The following is a 17,454-nucleotide window of genomic DNA, read 5'->3' on the forward strand; positions in this document are numbered from 1 at the left end:
CTATTGGACTCATCCATTCTCGCAACCTCAATTCTCAGCCTGCTACTAGTGCCTACTGCAACATTCGCAGAGCCTGTATCGTCTGAAACATTAACTGCTGCAGATGGTAAAAAGGTAAAGGTATTCCACTCCGAAAAAATAAAAGTGGCCGACGTGAATTTAAAGGATGTCGTTTCCAAAGCAAAAGCTGCAGTTAAGGAAGAAAAGACAAAAAGCAACAGCGAAACTTTTGATTACATCTTATTTGACGATCAGCAGATCTACACGTATGAAGAAACGCCAGCTTCACCAGATGGGGAATTAGTCGTTTCCGATGCAACCACCCCAGCGCAAACCCTTTCCGCGATGGCCACCTCCGGACAAACGGATTTCATCGATGACGGAGTTGGAGGAAAGCAAAAGATCTCGAAAGTAGGAAGTGTCGGAAGTTATTTGAGTACAGTATTAAAATTACCAACAGGGTCATCCCAAGTTTCCGATGTTTCTTCAAGTCACAGTCCGTATAACTACGCTGGGTTCGAGTATACAAATACAGCTAACTCCGGAATTGGCTCCTGGCAATCAGATATGGGATTGCAATATTACCAGAACCTCGGATTCAGTGGAACAGCAAGTGGTTGGAAACCTATCCTTACCCTAAAGCAAAAAACAGGCGCTGATACTTGGACTGCCTTATCAAATTAATTTTGACTCAACCTATAACCAAGCGCAATACCATAACGGTTTCAAACCAGGTACATCTACAACGATTTATACTTATTACAATTATAATGGGAAAGTGCGGATGAAGCTTACGGGAACAACTATTTGCCAGGATATGGCTTGTAATGTATCAGGGGATTATTCCAATACGACCATTATGGAATCGAATGCCGCTTGGAATATTACAAAAATTGATGATTTTAAATTACTGTCTACTGTCGTTTCATCGAACAATACTGGTCTCAATAAAGCTGTCTATTCATCGATTAAAGTGGACGGGATCGCAGTTCCTTCTTCTTATTTCCTTACCCCGCAGCAGGATCATGCGCTTGTGACGCGAGACTCTTCAAATACTGCAACGATAGATGTTAATTCATCGTTATATACTTTCTAAGACATTTAAGGAGGAAAACTCTTGAAAAAAGTACTGATTGCCTCCCTGCTAGCTGCTACTGTTATTGGATCTGGTATGGCTGACTCCTCCTCCTCTTTAGAGCATCCTAGTATCTATGTGAATGGTCAAAAATCTGCATTAAATGGTGTAGTTCCACCTAGTGGTTCAACAATGGTTCCATTTAGACCAGTATTTGATTTGGTTGGAATGAATGTTTCGTTTGATGACTAAACGAAAACCGTAACCGCAACAAAAGAGGGCATTGAGATTAAATTACATGCTGGTTCACTGGATGGTTATGTGAATGGAAAAAAGGTACACTTAAATCAAACTCCAGGAATTGAGAATAATGTTTTTTATGTAAACTTGCGATTCATCATTGAAAACGCCGGTGGAAGCGTTACGTGGGAAAAACTTTCCGCTAATGACGCTGAAATTCGCATTACATTACCGTAATAAGTTTACAAATTTAAAGAGGTTCCCGAAACGGGACAACTTTTTTGATGACTTTAATATCAGTTCCATGTAGAGTGACGTACTCTTTTTTTTATTCGGAAATAAAACCTTCCTATACCACTGCAGCCGGTCTGGCCCGTTCCGCCGCATTGGACTAAAGCCAATAGGCTTAAAGCCGATAGTGTCCACATTGGGAGAGGGTTAATTCGACTGGGTGGAATCTTTATAAAGACCAGCACCTAATGTTTTATCCGTAGCCGTCTGTTTAGGGAAGGCACTATCTGATTATTCGATTTCAGTGTGTTCTTAATAGGCAGCCCTCATTCTTGTCTTTATCCTTATAGTGAATTGGTGTTTCAGCGATTTGTGTTGTATCATCCTCATTCAGGAAACCTTTTTTTCTCCGTTCGTAATTCATTGATTTCTTTCCTCTCATTCTGGTGCGGTGCACACTCTATGATTGTTGAATCGCCTGTGTTTCAGTACTTTCCTGCGGTGCAACCCCTAGATCCGTGTGGCTAATGAGCCAGCAAGGATAGCATTAAGTACCTTTTTAAAGGTACGCTTTTTCTTTTCCATTTTGTTTCCCCTTTTATATTTGTTGCAGCAAGAGGATGCTGCAGATGCTTTTAATACAATTATTTCTCACGAAGGTAGTGACCCAAAAATTGATAAAATTAGTTATTCCAATAAGTTACTTTATCCCAAGATTCTAAGCGCTTAATTCGAGCGCTTTTTAGTTTTGTAACCTTAAGGGAAATTAAAGAGGTCATAATGAACATTTGTCCTAATTCGTCCCCACTTCGTCCCCAACTGCAAATTTTATTAACCGAACTGAAGATTAGAAAAACAAAAAAACCCTTGATTCCCAAGGGTTTTCTTCTTATGGAGCCTAGGGGGATCGAACCCCTGACCTCATCGCTGCCAGCGATGCGCTCTCCCAGCTGAGCTAAGGCCCCTTATTATTTTCTACTGATTTATTATGTATCAGCGACTCTTATAATTTATCAAAGATTTATGCATGTGTCAACAAAAAAATCAAAAAAGTTTCCGGTGCTTAGGCAAGCCTCATCTTTCTGCATTCGTGACCATCGCCAAAACAAAAGAGCCCTGGAAGGCTCTTTTGCCTTTAAGATGGCGTTCATGCACAGAGACTAACGTCCACGCAGCATTCCTAATTTACGGTTAATCCTCCACCGTATTTTTGGACAGCAGCCCCTTCAGCTCTTTCATGAACATGTTGATATCTTTAAATTGGCGGTAAACCGACGCAAAACGGACATAAGCCACCTCGTCCACGGGATACAGCTGCTCCATCACCAGCTCGCCGATCTGGCGGCTCTCCACCTCCGCGACGGCGGTGTTGCGCAGCGACTTCTCCACCTCGGAGACGATCATGTCGAGCTGCTCCACGGATACCGGGCGCTTCTCGCAGGCGCGAATTAGGCCGCGCAGGATTTTATCCCGGCTGAACTCTTCCCGGCTTCCATCCTTCTTGATGACCATCAGCGGCGTTTCCTCCACCATCTCAAATGTGGTAAAGCGCCGGCTGCACTTCTCGCACTCACGCCTGCGGCGGATCGATTTATTTTCGTTGGCGGGCCGTGAGTCCAGCACTTTCGTGCCGGCATAATCACAGTACGGACATTTCATGGTAAACTCCCTTCCTTTGCAAATCACGGTGTATATAGAACAAAATCAAGAACATTCACAGGGACCGAATACCACAGCCCCTTACCCCGTAAGGGTTTGTCTTGCCGCCTCGCCGAAATGTATTAAATTTCCAATAAAAACTTTTCAAAAAGAGTAATGAACTTTTGAGCTTCGAGACATAATACATTTACAAACAGCGAGGAGGTGAACAACAATGGCTTCCAACAACAACAGCTCCAACAACCTGGTAGTACCTAAAGCTACCGCAGCCCTGAACCAATTGAAATATGAAGTCGCTCAAGAACTGGGTATCAGCATCCCACAAGACGGATACCAAGGCAACATGACTGCATATGAGAACGGTTCGATCGGGGGACTTATCACTAAACGTTTGGTGACCCTGGCTGAACAACAACTGGCTGGTCAATTCTAATTCGGTTTGATACCCGAAGAAGTGTTGGAGACGCTAACCTAGCTTCTCCAATGCTTCTTTTGTTATGTTTAGCGACAGAACAGTACTCCCTTTAAAACTCGCTGTATATCCGCGTGTACTGATTGTAGTAATAAATGACCCGCTGAACGTAGTGCCGGGTTTCCCCGATGGGAATATTTTTGACCGAATCGTAGGTCCCGTCCCATACGCCTCTTTTCAGCCATCCGTCCACTTTACCAGGCCCCGCGTTGTATGCGGCGATCACGGCAATCCGGTTTCCTTTAAACTGCTCCGACAGCGTTTTAAGATACCAGGTGCCGATTTCGATGCTGGCCTCCGGCTCATGCTTAATATGGTCAAGAGTTACCTCGGGAAGCTTGGCCTTTTCCATCGCCCAATTGGCTGTATCCGGCATCAACTGCATCAAGCCGAGAGCCCCCTTCTTGGACTCTTTGCCCAGCTTGTAATTGGATTCCACCCGGATAATCGAAGCCACCAGGAACGGATCGACGTCATAACGCTCAGCCTGCTCGCGAATGTTCTCTTTATAATGAATCGGGTAAAACCACGACATCCAGTTCGTATTAAAAAACAGGATGACGACAAATCCTAAAAACAACAGAAGAAGCACTCTTTTTTTGCGTAAAAACTTCATAGCAGGCCCTTCCGGTTCCAAAACTCATCCACTTGGCGCTCAGTCTCGGAAGGTTGTCCACTGTTATCGATCACAGCATCGGCCCGCTTCTTCTTCTCTTCAATATCCATTTGGGAACGAATTCGCGCGACCGCTTCGTCCCTCGTCAGCCGGTTTCTCTCCATCAGGCGTTCCACCTGAACCTCAAACGGGGCATAGACCAGCAAAACCTGCTCAAACATCGCTTCCAGACCCGACTCAAACAGGAGAGGGATGTCCACCACCACCAGGCGGTCCGGGTGCTCCCGTTCAAAAGTCTGCATCTGCTCCCGAATCTCCTGGCGGATCGCAGGATGCGTAATCTCGTTCAAAGCTTTGCGCTCGGCGGGATCGTGAAACACGATATCCCCCAGGCGTCTGCGGTCCAGCGTTCCGTCCGGAAGGAGAATGGCTTGTCCAAAATGCTCAACGGCCGCCGCCAAAACCGGATGACCCGGGAGCATGACTTCCCGGGCGATGACGTCGGCGTCAACAAGCAGCGCCCCCTTGCTGACTAAGAGGGCGGATACGGTGCTTTTTCCTGTCGCTATTCCTCCGGTTAACCCGATGTTCATATCCTTAACTCACCTCATAACAGCTTCATTATTCCCATTACAATTAATAATATTGCCGGCAGCACCGTAAAACGGCGCATCCACGTTCGGGACGCAAAGCGCAGTCCCGTCTTCATTCCGACGACCAAAAAGGTGCCGCTGAAGAGCGCGATCACGACGGCGGTCAGCAGCGGCGAAAAGCCGAGCAGTGCTGCACCTAGACCCGCACCGAACGCATCCAGGGACAAAGCTATGCCAAGCCACATGGCCTCCCATCCGGAGATGCTGCCCGACTTATCCATATCCGCGGAAGACGGCGTCCGCAAAATGCGGATCACGACGCCCAGCTTCCGGATTTCCAGCGAAAACACCGTCTGTTCAGGTGCTTCATGCTGGGCAGGGTCCAGTGTACCTTCTCTACCGGAGCTTTGCAAGCTATGACCTTCCATCCCGCTGGTATGCGCGTCTTTAGCTTCCCTGGCGACCTCTACGTCTTTGCCTTCCCCGCTCTTTTCCTTCTGGATCCACATCTGTACCAACGACCACGAACCCATAATGATCAGGATGACCGCTCCAATGATGGAGGCGATCGAAGGGGATACGAATTGGGCCAGCAGTACGCCGACCTGCATGGACACATAGATGATGACCCCGGAGCATAAAGAAATTATCGCTATCGATAACGGCGAAATCCTCATTTGACGAAGGCCGTATGTAATGCCGACACCAAAACTGTCCAAACTTAATGCTAACGCAAGCAGCAGCAGTGCAAGAACATGACTGAGCACCCCGGTTCCCTCCCTGTGACAGGAGCGGTGCCCCGAAAAAGCCTGCAGTACGGATCAGGCATTCGGAAGCCCCGCTTCAGAAGATATCTCTATCTCAGTATATGGAGGTACAAAAAAGGGGTGCACGCCCAGTTCTAATTGTTATGATTTCAAGGTTTGGCAGGATGGGCAGAAATGGGTTCCGCGCCCGCCAACGACCGTTTTCTCCACGGCGGTACCGCAATTTACGCACGGCTGGTTCTGCCGGCCGTAAATCTTCAGCTGGTGCTGGAACATGCCCATCTCGCCTTGTCCATTGACATAAGATTTGATGGACGATCCTCCCACTTCTACCGACTCGGCAAGCGTGGCTACGATCGCCTGATGGAGCGCTTCGAGCTGTTCATCCGTCAGCGTATCGGCCGGCTGCTCAGGGTGAATGCCCGCCCGAAACAGCGACTCATCCACATAAATATTCCCGATGCCGACGATATATGCCTGGTTGAGCAGGACAGCCTTGATTTTGGTCTTCTTCCCCGTCAGCGTCTCTTTGAATCGCTCCAGCGTAAACGCCGGATCCAGCGGCTCCAATCCCAGCTTGGAGAGCGGAGGAAGCTGAAATTCCTCTCCGGGCTGAAACAGATGCATCGTTCCGAACTGCCGCACATCCTTGTACCGCAGCTCGGTGCCGTCGTTAAAGTGGAAAATGACATGCGTATGCTTTTCCACTGGATCACTGCTCAGGTACACCCCGTATCGTCCCTCCATCCGCAAATGGGAGACGAGCACGAGCCCGTCCAGCAGAATCCGCAAAAATTTACCGCGCCGCTCCACACCTTCAATGGTGTGTCCGGCCAGCATCCATGCAAAGTGATCTATATCATCCGGGCGCTGAATGATCCGCGCCAAATGGACACTAACGCGGTCAATCACCTTGCCCTTCACGAGCTGATTGAGTGTTCTTTTGACTGTTTCGACTTCCGGCAATTCCGGCATGATGACTTCACCTCAACCTCCATTATAGCGTAAGACAACCCCACAAAGCGGCTCTTTTTCTTCAAAGCCTGCTTAGGTACTCCGGGGGGACCCCGTAAAATCTGAATACGGGAGTTTACGCAGCCCTTTATTTCGCCTCATACCAATTGACTCCGTAGCTCACTTCCGCTTTGAGCGGTACGGACAGGGCCAGCGCATGCTCCATCGTCTCCGGTACCAATTTTTTCATGAGCTCCAGCTCGTCCTCAGGGACTTCGAATACCAATTCGTCATGCACCTGAAGCAGCATACGGCTCTTCAGCTTCTCTTTCGCCAGCGCCGCATCCATTTGGACCATAGCCAGCTTGATGATATCGGCGGCGGTGCCCTGGATCGGCGTGTTCATCGCCGTCCGCTCGGCGAAAGACCGCAGATTGAAGTTGCTCGCATTGATTTCCGGCAGATACCGTCTGCGCTCCAGCAGCGTGGTGACATAGCCGTCACGCTTGGCGTCTCTGACGATATCGTCCATATATTTGCGGACGCCCTGGAAGGCATCGAAGTATTGATCGATAAATTGGGCTGCTTCCTTCCGGGTAATGTTCAGGTTCTGGGACAGGCCATAGTCGCTGATGCCATACACGATGCCGAAATTAACCGCTTTGGCGGACCGGCGCATATTGGCGTCAACGTCTTCGGCTTTGACACCGAACACGTCCATCGCCGTCTTCGTATGGATGTCCATATCGTGCAGGAAGGCTTCCTTCAGCCCTTCATCCCCCGAGATATGGGCCAGCACGCGCAGCTCGATCTGGGAGTAGTCGGCGGCCAGAATGTACCAGCCCGGTTCGGAAGGCACGAACACCTTACGGATTTTCCGTCCCTCTTCCAGGCGGATCGGGATGTTCTGCAGGTTCGGGAACTGGCTGCTGAGACGTCCTGTAGCCGCTATCGTCTGGCGGTAATACGTGTGCACCTTGCCCGTTTCCTCTGAAATTTCCTTCAGCAGGCCTTCCACATACGTCGACTGAAGCTTGGCGATGGTCCGGTACTGCAAAATCAATCGAACGATATCGTGATACGGCGCCAGCTTCTCCAGCACTTCGGCGTCGGTGGAATAACCGGTTTTGGTCTTTTTCACGACGGGCAGACCCAGCTTAACGAACAGGATCTCTCCCAGCTGCTTCGGCGAGTTCAGATTCAACTCGGTGCCTGCAATGTCATAAATCTGCTCGACCAGCGACTTGATCTGGGACTCGAATTCCGTTCCGAGCGCCTTCAGATCGTCCCTGTTGACCGCGATGCCCTGCTTCTCCATGTCCGCAAGAATCCGCGACAGCGGCATCTCCAGGTCATGGAACAGCGAGCTCATCTCATTGTCCGCAAGCTCCTTCTCCTGAAGCGGAATGATCTCCAGCAGCGCAGCGCTTTTCCGGGCCAGGTGCCCGCTCAGCACATCCATCTCCGGCACCTTGTATTTTGCGCCCTTGCCGAATACGTCCTCATCCGCGGCCAGTATCGGCAGCCCGTACTTGGAAGCAAGCGCGTTGACATTCTGGTTGGCTTCCGTCGGATCCAGCAAATACGCGGCCAGCTGCACGTCAAACGACGCCCCGGCAAACGCAATTCCCTTCCAGTGAAGCGCCAGGTCGGTGCGGTGCAGGTCATATCCCCGTTTCGGAACATCCGGGTTCCCCAGCCACGTCCGCAGCGGCTCCGCCCAAGACTCTTTCATTTGTTCGAACGGGACGTAGTAATGCTTCGGCTCCGCGGAGAACATGATTCCGATCACGTCGGCGTGATGCGGATTCTCCCCGCTGGTCTCGACATGAATAAGCTGCACGCTGTCCAATGCACCGATCAGCTCGTCCGCATTCTCACCGTCAACGACGCTGACCTCAATCTCCCGTTCGGCAGCCTTTGCCTGCTCCTCATCCGAGTGCGTGTTTCCGTCCGCATGGAAGGACAACCGCTCCAGCAGCGATTTGAATTCCAGCTTGGCAAGCGCAGGCCCTGCCGTTTCTTCCTTCAAGCCCGGGAATACCATCTCGTTAAACGACTTGTCCAGCGGCACCTCGCGGTAAATGGTCGCCAGCTTCTTGCTGAGAACCGCGTCATCGGAATGGGTTTCGATCTTTTCCTTCATCTTCCCCTTCAGCTCGGCCGTATTGGCCAGTACTTCCTCGACCGATCCGAATTGGTGCAGCAGCTTGAGCGCCGTCTTCTCGCCGACACCCGGAATTCCAGGAATATTATCCGACGGGTCCCCCATGAGGCCCTTCAGGTCAATGATTTGAAGCGGGGTCAGTCCGTAGCGCTCCTTGATCTGCTCGGGTGCGTAGGTTTCGATTTCCGTTACCCCTTTGCGTGTCAGGCCCACCTGAACATGGTCCGAAGCCAGCTGCAGCATATCCTTGTCCCCGGTCACGACGAGAATTTGCTGCCCCTCTTCCTCGGCGATACGGGAGACGGTCCCGATGATATCGTCCGCCTCGTAACCGCTCAACTCATATTGGGCGATGCCAAAGCTTTGCAGCAGCTCCTTGAGCAGCGGGAACTGTTCCGACAGCTCTGGCGGCGTTTTTTCCCTTCCGCCCTTGTACTCCTGGTAGCCTTCGTGGCGGAACGTCGTTTTCCCGGCGTCAAATGCAACCATCATGTGCGTCGGCTTATGGTCTTCAATCAAACGCAAAAGCATATTCGTAAATCCGTACACAGCATTCGTATGCAGACCCTTGGTGTTCGTCAGCGGGGGCATCGCGAAAAATGCGCGGTAAATAATACTGTTTCCATCTATCAAAATCAGCTTGTTCATTGGGCACCTTCCCTTTATCAAACGTCCTTCATTTATGATACCATACGCGCCCCTTTTCGAGAAAAAATTAGGCCGTTTTGCCGCAAATCTCCTAAGCGTAATTTCTGTCAATTCCTTTAAGACAAAAAAGGAGCTTCCCGCCTGTGCGGGTCAGCTCCTTGATCTCATGTATGATGATTTTATTGATTCAAGTCAGGACGCCGGCCGGTGACGAGATACACCGTGCTCTCCCCGATATTCGTGGCGTGATCGGCGATCCGCTCGATGTACCGGGCCACCAGCGTGAGCAGCAGCGCCTGCGACAGGGTTTCGGGATTCGAGGCGATATAGCCGTACAATTCCGTGATGATCCGGCTGTAGAATTGGTCCACCTGATCGTCGTCCTTGGCCATTTTATATGCCAGGTCGGTATTTTCGTCCAGGTAAGATGTAATGGACTCCTCGATCATCACTTGCACCAGATCAGCCATTTGCGGAATATCGATCAGCGGCTTGATCAGCTCCTGTCCTTGCAGCCGCAGCGTCACCTTGGCAACGTCCAGGGCAAGGTCTCCCATGCGCTCCAGGTCGCTCGAAATTTTAAAGGCCACGAGAATTCTCCGCAGATCCTTGGCTACCGGCTGCTGGGTGACGATCAGGCGGGAGCCGATGTCCATGATTTCCTCTTCCATCGCGTTCAGCTTGGCGTCATCCTTGACGATTTGCTGTGCCTTCACAGCATCCAGCGTTTTCAGGCTGACGACCGCCTCTTCCAAAGCATGAACTACATGCTCGCCCATCTGGCGAAGCAACGAGCGCAGTACCTCTAAATCCTGATCCAACTCTTTTCTCCGAATCATCGCTGCCCTGTTCCCCCTAGGATATATTTAATACTCATCTTGCTGCCGACTACCCGAAACGCCCGGAAATATAATCTTCGGTACGCGAGTCCCGCGGATTGGTAAACAACTCCTTGGTATCGTCGGCTTCGACGACTTCCCCGTTCAGGAAAAATACCGTACGGCCGGAAATCCGGGCAGCTTGATGCATATTGTGAGTAACCATAACGATGGTATAGGTCTCCTTAAGCTCCTGCACCAATTCCTCGATCTTAAGCGTCGAAATCGGATCGAGCGCGGAGGTCGCCTCATCCATCAGAAGAATGTCCGGCTGAACCGCCAATGCTCTGGCAATGCACAGACGCTGCTGCTGTCCGCCCGATAGGCTGAGGGCCGAACGCTTCAAGTAATCCTTGACCTCTTCCCACAGCGCTGCCTGGCGGAGGCTTTGCTCCACAATTTCATCGAGCTCCTTCTTATCGCGTGTGCCATGCAGACGGGGCCCGTAGGCAATATTGTCGTAAATCGATTTAGGGAACGGATTCGGCTGCTGAAACACCATGCCCACCTGCTTGCGAAGGACTTCCACATGCACGTCATTTCCGTAAATATCTTTGCCGCCGATTTTGACGGAGCCTTCGATATGCGTGCCTGTGATCATGTCATTCATCCGGTTCAGCGTCCGCAGCAAGGTTGACTTGCCGCATCCGGAAGGGCCGATAAAGGCAGTGATCGTTTTTTCGGGAATGTCCAGGTCTATATTTTTAAGCGCATGAAACTGCTCGTAATACAAGTTCAACTGCTCAATATCGATAATATCTTCCATTTACAATCGCTTCTCCTTTTTTCAAAAAGGGTCTATGGAGTTCAGTTCTTCTATATGGCACCTATCTATAGTAATGCCGTTATGTAAATACTGTGTCCCACAATTGTAAACGCAGTGTAAAATGTGTAAACTCGCAGATCCAATATTAAGCAAAAGAACTTCCCTTTTCCAATTCCTGCCGGATGACGGCGGCCCGTATGGCCGTATCTCCCGCCAACCGATTCACGGTTTCGCCGGTCCCCTCCACGTGCTCGACCGCCTTTTCCAGCTCACCGAACATCCGGCTTCCTTCGCCGAGCAGCTCCGCGCTTGCCGAGATCTCGCCCACTCCGGCCGTGGTTAAAGCCCCCGTTTCCTTCGCCAGCCGGCTGATGCTTCCGAGCAGTCCGGAAATATCCGCCGCCAGCTGCCGCGTTTGTCCTGCCAGCGATCTGACTTCAGCAGCCACGACCTGAAAGCCGCGTCCGTGTTCGCCGGCATGCGCCGCCTCAATCGATGCGTTCATCGCCAGCAGATTGCTTTTATCCGCCAGCTCCGAAATGCTCCGGGTTAATGCCGAGATCGTGTCGACATCCTGGATCAGCCGGGCCACCTGCTGCTGGTTGGCGTTCATCCGCTCCACCACATTGGAATAAGACTGGCCGACCTCATCCAGCTTGCTGCGCCCGTACAGCGACCATTCCTTCATCTGGCGGCATTCCATCAGCGTGGCGTTTGCCGCCTCCGCTACCTGCTGCAGCGATTCCTCCATGCCGGTGACATGCCTGAAGCTTTCCGCTACTGTCTGCCTGCGCCGCTGCTCAGCCCCCGTCTGAAGCAGGCCCGACAGGATCATCAAATCCAGAACCGTCAATACGCCTGCCAGCTGCCCCTGATCCGTCAAAATGACGCAGTCATAAAATTGAGATTCGGGACGGTCCAGCGCCTGCTGGATCAGCCGTCCGGGATCGGCTCCAATATCGGCGATCAGGGGCTGCATATCCGCAAATTTCTCAACTGGACGGGCAAAGTACAGATCGGCACCGAACCGGCCGGTCAGCTTCCGGTAAAAGGTGTCCCGCATGACCAGCCCAAACGGCACGCCCTCATTCCCCCCGATCACCACGCAGGGAAGATCCGGCTGCTCCTTGATGAGCTCCAGAACTTCACGGCAGCTCGTCTGGGCGTCCAGCAGCGGAACCATCCGGCAGTATTCCGCCGGCGTGGGACGCCCCTCCGAATCCTCTCCCTCCGGAGTGCTGGCTTCAGTATGGCCTTGCGCGGAGGCATTACCTTCTTGAGCTGGGTTTCCATTTGCACGAATGCTTTGTTCCAGATCGGCGTACAGTGTGGACAATATGGCCCTCCCCCTCTTCGGCTCTCTAGTCTTTAGCCGCATCATACCTCCCGAGCGTTAAGAGAATATGCGGGGAGTGTAAATTGTATGTAAACCTATGATCATAGAACTAGTTCCTTAGGTCTAATGTATGCAAAAAAGAAGCTCTCACCTTTATTCCACAGGATGAGAGCTTCTCTTTTTATTGACGACCAGCTTATAACCAACGCCGCGAATGGAGTCGATGTGAACGGATTCGGGATCGAGTTCCAGCTTCTTGCGCAGTGAGCTGACGTGCACATCCACCGTCCGCTGACCCCCGATGTAATCAAACCCCCACACCGCGTTCATCAAATCATCCCGGGTCAGGACAACGCCGGGCTTGCGGGCGAGATACAGCAGCACTTCAAATTCCTTCGGCCGCAGATTAATGCTGGTACTGCCCAGCATGACCTCGTATTTCTCCGGATAAATCTCCAGCTGTCCGAGCGTGATGGCCGAGGTAGGCGATTCCGGAACGGCCGCCGCTTCCTCTCCGGGACCGGACACTCTGCGAAGCACGGTGCTTACGCGCGCCAGCAGCTCCGAAACCCCGAACGGTTTCGTAATATAGTCGTCGGCGCCCAGCTTAAGGCCCTGCACGACCTCTTCCTCCGCGTTCTTGGCCGTCAAAATAATTACCGGCGTCTCAATCCCCTTGCCGCGGAGTTTGCTCAAAATGTCAAAACCATTCATTCCCGGCAGCATCAAATCCAAAATAATGAGGTCGTAAGGCTCGTGGGCGGCCCGCTCGTACCCGGACGTGCCGTGGTCCTCAATCGTGACATCGTAGCCTTCCTGCGTCAAGTTGTACGAAAGCAATCTGGCGAGCGTCGGCTCATCCTCGATTACCAACAATCGTTGAGTCATATTCACCGGTCCCCCTGTTTCTTGTATCAAATGAATGAATGCTGACAAGCAACATCTTATCATCTGATTGTTAACGCTGTGTAAAAGAATACATAATGTTTACCTTTTTCGAAAAGATAAGCCTATTGTCTCTAACGAAAAGGAGGAATATTCCATTCCACCCGTTTACAATCCGTCCGGTTCCTGAAGCATCGGAAGCTTAACCGTAAACGTCGTGCCGATGCCGAGCTCGCTTTCCACGGATATCGCCCCATGATGGAGTTCTACCAGATGCTTCACGATCGAAAGCCCCAGCCCGGTTCCTCCCGAGCTTCTCGATCTTGCCTTATCCACCCGGTAAAAGCGCTCGAATATCCGCGGCAGGTCCTTCTTCGGAATGCCGATGCCCGTATCGGAAACAGTGAACACGACTAGTTCATTCCCGTCGGCGTCCTGCGCATCGTGCACGGCCAGCTCGACTCTGCCACCATCCTGGGTATAGCTGATCGCATTCGAAAGCAGATTGATAAAAATTTGCCGCAGCTTGTCCTCATCCGCCTCGAGAAACAACTCATCCGGAATGTCCGTCTGCAGGGAGATCCTTTTTTTCTTGGCGACCGTGCCAAGCGTATCCATCATCGTCCCAAAGAACGTGGACACGTCGACGGGAGCGTAATCCATCGGCGACTGCTTGGATTCGATTTTGGACAAATCCAAAATATCGCTGATCAGACGGTTCAGCCGCTCGCTCTCATCGAAAATGATCTGTAAAAACGACTTGGCCGTTTTCTCGTCATTGACGCCACCGTTCAGCAGGGTTTCCGCAAAGCCCTTGACCGCCGCCACCGGCGTCTTGAGCTCATGGGAAACATTGGCCACAAATTCGCTGCGCATATTTTCCAGCCTGCGGATCGCCGTAACGTCCTGCAGCAGAAACAGCATGCCGCTGAACTCTTTGCCGCTTTGCTCCCGGAACATCGGAACCCCGTCCATGCGGAGGATCGTTTCCTGAGGAATGTAGACCTTTCGCTCCTCGTGGATTTCGATGCGCTCGGAGATCCCTTCCTTGATCAGCTTCGTCAGTTCGTAGTACTGCTTCAGTTCATCATAAGAGCGGCCCGTAATGTTCTGGGCATTCACGCTCAGCATGTTCTCGGCTGCCGGATTCACCAGCGCAATCTTTCCTTCGGCATCCACAAGCAGAATGCCTCCCGTCATATTGTCGAGCACGCTTTGCAGCAAATCCTCATTGTCCTGGATCGTTTTCAGCTGTGTCTGCAGGCTGTCGGCCATCCCGTTGATCGCCTTGCCCAGAAGGCCGATTTCGTCCTTTCTGCGCAGGTCTACACGCGCGTCGTAATCCTGCTGCGAAATACGTCTGGCCACCCGGGTGATCTTCTCCAGCGGCGACGTCATCCCGGACGCGATACGGTAGCTGATCAAGGCTGCCGCGGCAAACAGGATAATGAGGCCGACGGCCATGACCATCCAGCCGTTCCGGACGCCCTCATCGACGGATTTCAGGCTGACCGACAGCCGGATGAAGCCGTCGAAATTCGCGCCGGAAGTCACCGGCACCGCCACATACAGCATATTCTGGCGGAGCGTATCGCTGTAACGAATGGCGTGCCCAACCCCTTCCTTCAGAGCCGACACAACCTCCTCCCGCTTGCTGTGGTTGTCCATTTCCAGCGGATTGCTTTCCGAATCGCCGACCACGGTACCGTCCCTTTTAATAAAGGTCACCCGCGCTTCCGTCAGCTTGCCGAGCTTCTCGGCTTCGCTAGTATAATAGCTGACCGCATCCGCCGCCTGCATCGGCATGAAATCAAACGTGGTGCTGAGCAGCTTTATTTCGCGGACCATATTCTCTTCAAGTCCTGTAATGTGCGATTTCTTGAACACTTGGGCCATCGTGATGCCTGCCCCGAGCATGGATACGCCGATCATCACCATAAGAATCAGCGTCAATCTGATCCGAAAAGGTTTCATGGGTCCCTTCCTTTATCCTCAAGTTTCCTCTTTTTCTATTCCTAATCGTAACGTGAATCCCGCCCTTTGACCAGTGGAAAATGGACAGCCCTGTTCCAGGGTGTCTCTTCCCGGATATAATAAGATCATCCATATAGAATGAACTAAAGAAATGAGGTTATATGCCTCTGTCCGGCTGTTAACAGGAAATCCGCTGCAACCTTTAGTTCAATCTATCCATATAGAATGAACTAAAGAAATGAGGTTATATGCCTCTGTCCGGCTGTTAACAGGAAATCCGTTGTAACCCTTTAGTTCAATCTATCCAGCTCGAAAGGAGAACCGAACGTTGAACTATCATTTTTCCGCTTACTTGTACCGTCTGCAGTATATCCAGCGTTGGAGCCTGATGCGCAGCACCTCGCCGGAAAATGTGGCGGAGCACTCGTATCACGTCGCTCTGCTCGCACATATGCTCTGCCATATCGGCAATGTCTACTTCGGGCGCCAGCTCAATGCGGACCGTGCCGCGTCCCTCGCCTTGTTTCACGACGCGGCGGAGGTGTTCACCGGCGATATCGCCACGCCGGTGAAGCATAACAATCCGCGGCTCCTCGGAAGCTTCCGCGAGATGGAGCAGATCGCCGCGGAGCGCCTTGCCGGCATGGTGCCTCCGGAGCTGCAGGCGGTTTACGGCCCCCTGCTTCATCCGGATGCAGCGGATGAACAGGAGTCCGAGCTGCTCCTCTATGTCAAGGCCGCCGACCGGCTCGACGCGTACCTGAAGTGTACGCGTGAGGTTGCCGCAGGCAACCGGGAATTCGCCGCCGCCAAAGAGCAGACGCTGGCGAAGATCCGCCAGATGAAGCTCGCCGAGGCGGATTATTTCCTGGAAAATATGGCGCCGAGCTTCGAAATGTCGCTGGATGAGCTGTCCGCCGACGATGAGGGCGGCAGTAACCCAGCCGGTACTGCCGACGGAAATGACGGCGGCCGTCCAGAATGAAGCAGCCTCAGAAGCTTCCACCAAAAAAGGTTGTACCCGGAGCTCCATCTTCCGGGTACAACCTTTTGCTCAAAGGGGCTGGTTGAGGCCAATCCCTATGGATAACACCCCATCCAAATATGGGCTGTGCCTGCCAGAGGTTCCAAGGCATCGCTGCCCTTTTTCAACGTTCCGTTTGGCTTAGCCGTTCACAACTTCGCCGCCGTTCACGTGGATCACCTGTCCGCTGACGTAGGACGAGTCATCCGATGCCAGGTAGACATAGGCCGGCGCCAGCTCTTCCGGCTGACCCGGACGCTTCATCGGCTGCGACGCGCCAAACTGGCTCACCTGCTGGGCGTCGAACGTGGACGGAATGAGCGGTGTCCAGATCGGCCCCGGAGCTACCGCGTTCACGCGGATGCCCTTCTCCACCACGTTCATGGACAGCGCACGCGTGAAGCTGACGATTGCGCCCTTCGTCGAGGAGTAATCGATTAGCGTCGGGTTGCCTTTATAGGCCGTAATGGAGGCCGTGTTGACGATGGCGCTGCCATGCTTCAGATACGGCATCGCCATCTTGGTCATAAAGAACATGCCGAAAATGTTCGTACGGAACGTCTTTTCCAGCTGTTCCTTCGTAATGTCCTCAATTTTTTGCTGCGGATGCTGCTCCGCCGCGTTGTTGATCAGAATATCCAGTCCGCCCAGCTCCTGTACCGTCTGGTTGACTGTGTTTTTGCAGAAGGACTCGTCTCCGATATCGCCGGGGATCAGCAGGCATTTGCGCCCTTCCTGCTCGATCTGGCGCTTCGTTTCCTCAGCATCCCCGTGCTCATTCAGATATACGATCGCGATATCGGCGCCTTCTTTGGCGAAGGCTACGGCCACCGCACGGCCGATCCCGCTGTCGCCGCCGGTGATGATCGCTTTTTTGCCCTGCAGCTTGCCCGCGGCTTTGTAATCCTTGGGCTCGTATTTCGGTAGAGGGTTCATTTCCGATTCCGTCCCCGGCTGATGATTCTGATGCTGAGGAGGCAGAGTTTGTTTGGATTGCGATTGCGAATTTCCTGACATCATTCATTCTCCTTTCACGGATGGGTCTCATCGGTGCACATGCCATCACATTCCGTATTAGGATGGCATATGACGGATGGATTATTCTCTACCGTTGATACTTACCACACCGCTTCCGGAGTTAAACAGCAGAAGACCGCTCTCCATCAAGA

Annotated in this window: 17 protein-coding genes, 1 tRNA gene and 1 pseudogene; 6 read left to right on the forward strand and 13 right to left on the reverse strand. The window is 52.1% G+C overall.

What is annotated here, in order from left to right:
* Window positions 1-3 precede the first annotated feature (3 nt).
* The 4 genes and pseudogenes from FHS19_RS35330 to FHS19_RS35735 all read left to right on the forward strand — a co-directional run.
* Window positions 4-684 carry a YrpD family protein gene (locus tag FHS19_RS35330; protein WP_183583376.1) on the forward strand — a complete coding sequence of 227 codons (681 nt, stop codon included), beginning with the start codon at window positions 4-6 and terminating at the stop codon, window positions 682-684.
* On the forward strand, window positions 680-1,096 hold the full coding sequence (locus FHS19_RS35335; RefSeq protein ID WP_312887290.1) for a YrpD family protein: 417 nt from the start codon (window positions 680-682) through the stop codon (window positions 1,094-1,096). Before FHS19_RS35330 ends, FHS19_RS35335 begins: the two co-directional genes overlap by 5 nt.
* A gap of 21 nt (window positions 1,097-1,117) precedes the next feature.
* A complete protein-coding gene (locus FHS19_RS18790; protein ID WP_183583377.1) occupies window positions 1,118-1,327 on the forward strand; it encodes a hypothetical protein in 210 nt (69 codons plus the stop codon).
* Window positions 1,328-1,339: 12 nt separating this feature from the next.
* A pseudogene (locus FHS19_RS35735) lies at window positions 1,340-1,552 on the forward strand (stalk domain-containing protein); the annotation flags it as partial.
* Window positions 1,553-2,438: 886 nt separating this feature from the next.
* Here FHS19_RS35735 and FHS19_RS18800 read toward each other — a convergent pair.
* Window positions 2,439-2,511, reverse strand: a tRNA-Ala gene (locus FHS19_RS18800).
* 226 nt (window positions 2,512-2,737) lie between these two features.
* Window positions 2,738-3,205: a transcriptional regulator NrdR gene (gene nrdR / locus FHS19_RS18805; protein WP_076170449.1), complete on the reverse strand. Its 468-nt coding sequence runs from the start codon at window positions 3,203-3,205 to the stop codon at window positions 2,738-2,740.
* 214 nt (window positions 3,206-3,419) lie between these two features.
* Here nrdR and FHS19_RS18810 point away from each other — a divergent pair, with 214 nt between their 5' ends.
* Window positions 3,420-3,638 carry an alpha/beta-type small acid-soluble spore protein gene (locus FHS19_RS18810; protein WP_076170450.1) on the forward strand — a complete coding sequence of 73 codons (219 nt, stop codon included), beginning with the start codon at window positions 3,420-3,422 and terminating at the stop codon, window positions 3,636-3,638.
* A 91-nt stretch (window positions 3,639-3,729) separates the two neighbouring features.
* Here the strand turns inward: FHS19_RS18810 and FHS19_RS18815 are convergent, their stop codons facing one another.
* The 10 genes from FHS19_RS18815 to pnpS form a co-directional block, all read right to left on the reverse strand.
* Window positions 3,730-4,293 carry a lytic transglycosylase domain-containing protein gene (locus FHS19_RS18815; RefSeq protein ID WP_076170451.1) on the reverse strand — a complete coding sequence of 188 codons (564 nt, stop codon included), beginning with the start codon at window positions 4,291-4,293 and terminating at the stop codon, window positions 3,730-3,732.
* Window positions 4,290-4,886, reverse strand: a complete 597-nt coding sequence (coaE, locus tag FHS19_RS18820) for a dephospho-CoA kinase (protein ID WP_183583378.1) — start codon at window positions 4,884-4,886, stop codon at window positions 4,290-4,292. The genes FHS19_RS18815 and coaE overlap by 4 nt, the downstream gene beginning before the upstream one ends.
* Before the next feature lie 14 nt (window positions 4,887-4,900).
* Complete coding sequence (locus tag FHS19_RS18825) at window positions 4,901-5,653, reverse strand: manganese efflux pump (protein ID WP_183583379.1); 753 nt, start codon at window positions 5,651-5,653, stop codon at window positions 4,901-4,903.
* Window positions 5,654-5,794: 141 nt separating this feature from the next.
* The gene (gene mutM, locus FHS19_RS18830; protein ID WP_183583380.1) at window positions 5,795-6,628 is read right to left on the reverse strand and encodes a DNA-formamidopyrimidine glycosylase; all 834 of its coding nucleotides are present in this window, start codon (window positions 6,626-6,628) and stop codon (window positions 5,795-5,797) included.
* Between the two features lie 127 nt (window positions 6,629-6,755).
* Window positions 6,756-9,422: a DNA polymerase I gene (polA, locus tag FHS19_RS18835; RefSeq protein WP_183583381.1), complete on the reverse strand. Its 2,667-nt coding sequence runs from the start codon at window positions 9,420-9,422 to the stop codon at window positions 6,756-6,758.
* 179 nt (window positions 9,423-9,601) lie between these two features.
* The gene (gene phoU, locus FHS19_RS18840; RefSeq protein WP_183583382.1) at window positions 9,602-10,261 is read right to left on the reverse strand and encodes a phosphate signaling complex protein PhoU; all 660 of its coding nucleotides are present in this window, start codon (window positions 10,259-10,261) and stop codon (window positions 9,602-9,604) included.
* 49 nt (window positions 10,262-10,310) lie between these two features.
* Window positions 10,311-11,066 carry a phosphate ABC transporter ATP-binding protein PstB gene (gene pstB / locus FHS19_RS18845; protein ID WP_183583383.1) on the reverse strand — a complete coding sequence of 252 codons (756 nt, stop codon included), beginning with the start codon at window positions 11,064-11,066 and terminating at the stop codon, window positions 10,311-10,313.
* Window positions 11,067-11,211: 145 nt separating this feature from the next.
* On the reverse strand, window positions 11,212-12,402 hold the full coding sequence (locus tag FHS19_RS35340; protein WP_281382548.1) for a methyl-accepting chemotaxis protein: 1,191 nt from the start codon (window positions 12,400-12,402) through the stop codon (window positions 11,212-11,214).
* 153 nt (window positions 12,403-12,555) lie between these two features.
* Complete coding sequence (locus FHS19_RS18855; protein ID WP_183583385.1) at window positions 12,556-13,290, reverse strand: response regulator transcription factor; 735 nt, start codon at window positions 13,288-13,290, stop codon at window positions 12,556-12,558.
* 165 nt (window positions 13,291-13,455) lie between these two features.
* The gene (pnpS, locus tag FHS19_RS18860) at window positions 13,456-15,261 is read right to left on the reverse strand and encodes a two-component system histidine kinase PnpS (RefSeq protein ID WP_183583386.1); all 1,806 of its coding nucleotides are present in this window, start codon (window positions 15,259-15,261) and stop codon (window positions 13,456-13,458) included.
* A 328-nt stretch (window positions 15,262-15,589) separates the two neighbouring features.
* Here pnpS and yfbR point away from each other — a divergent pair, with 328 nt between their 5' ends.
* On the forward strand, window positions 15,590-16,246 hold the full coding sequence (yfbR, locus tag FHS19_RS18865; protein WP_183583387.1) for a 5'-deoxynucleotidase: 657 nt from the start codon (window positions 15,590-15,592) through the stop codon (window positions 16,244-16,246).
* A gap of 180 nt (window positions 16,247-16,426) precedes the next feature.
* Here yfbR and FHS19_RS18870 read toward each other — a convergent pair whose 3' ends face one another.
* Entirely contained in the window at window positions 16,427-17,302 is an 876-nt protein-coding gene (locus FHS19_RS18870) for an SDR family oxidoreductase (protein WP_183583953.1), read from the reverse strand.
* Between the last annotated feature and the right edge of the window lie 152 nt (window positions 17,303-17,454).

It is taken from the genome of Paenibacillus rhizosphaerae (assembly GCF_014192015.1).
GTDB lineage: Bacteria > Bacillota > Bacilli > Paenibacillales > Paenibacillaceae > Paenibacillus_AQ > Paenibacillus_AQ rhizosphaerae.

Coding starts and splice junctions, on each gene's coding strand:
- FHS19_RS18810 (WP_076170450.1), top strand. CDS start 3,420: ATGGCTTCCAACAACAACAGCTCCAACAACCTGGTAGTACCTAAAGCT.
- FHS19_RS18815 (WP_076170451.1), bottom strand. CDS start 4,293: ATGAAGTTTTTACGCAAAAAAAGAGTGCTTCTTCTGTTGTTTTTAGGA.
- nrdR (WP_076170449.1), bottom strand. CDS start 3,205: ATGAAATGTCCGTACTGTGATTATGCCGGCACGAAAGTGCTGGACTCA.
- pstB (WP_183583383.1), bottom strand. CDS start 11,066: ATGGAAGATATTATCGATATTGAGCAGTTGAACTTGTATTACGAGCAG.
- phoU (WP_183583382.1), bottom strand. CDS start 10,261: ATGATTCGGAGAAAAGAGTTGGATCAGGATTTAGAGGTACTGCGCTCG.
- pnpS (WP_183583386.1), bottom strand. CDS start 15,261: ATGAAACCTTTTCGGATCAGATTGACGCTGATTCTTATGGTGATGATC.
- FHS19_RS18855 (WP_183583385.1), bottom strand. CDS start 13,290: ATGACTCAACGATTGTTGGTAATCGAGGATGAGCCGACGCTCGCCAGA.
- polA (WP_183583381.1), bottom strand. CDS start 9,422: ATGAACAAGCTGATTTTGATAGATGGAAACAGTATTATTTACCGCGCA.
- mutM (WP_183583380.1), bottom strand. CDS start 6,628: ATGCCGGAATTGCCGGAAGTCGAAACAGTCAAAAGAACACTCAATCAG.
- FHS19_RS18870 (WP_183583953.1), bottom strand. CDS start 17,302: ATGTCAGGAAATTCGCAATCGCAATCCAAACAAACTCTGCCTCCTCAG.
- coaE (WP_183583378.1), bottom strand. CDS start 4,886: ATGAACATCGGGTTAACCGGAGGAATAGCGACAGGAAAAAGCACCGTA.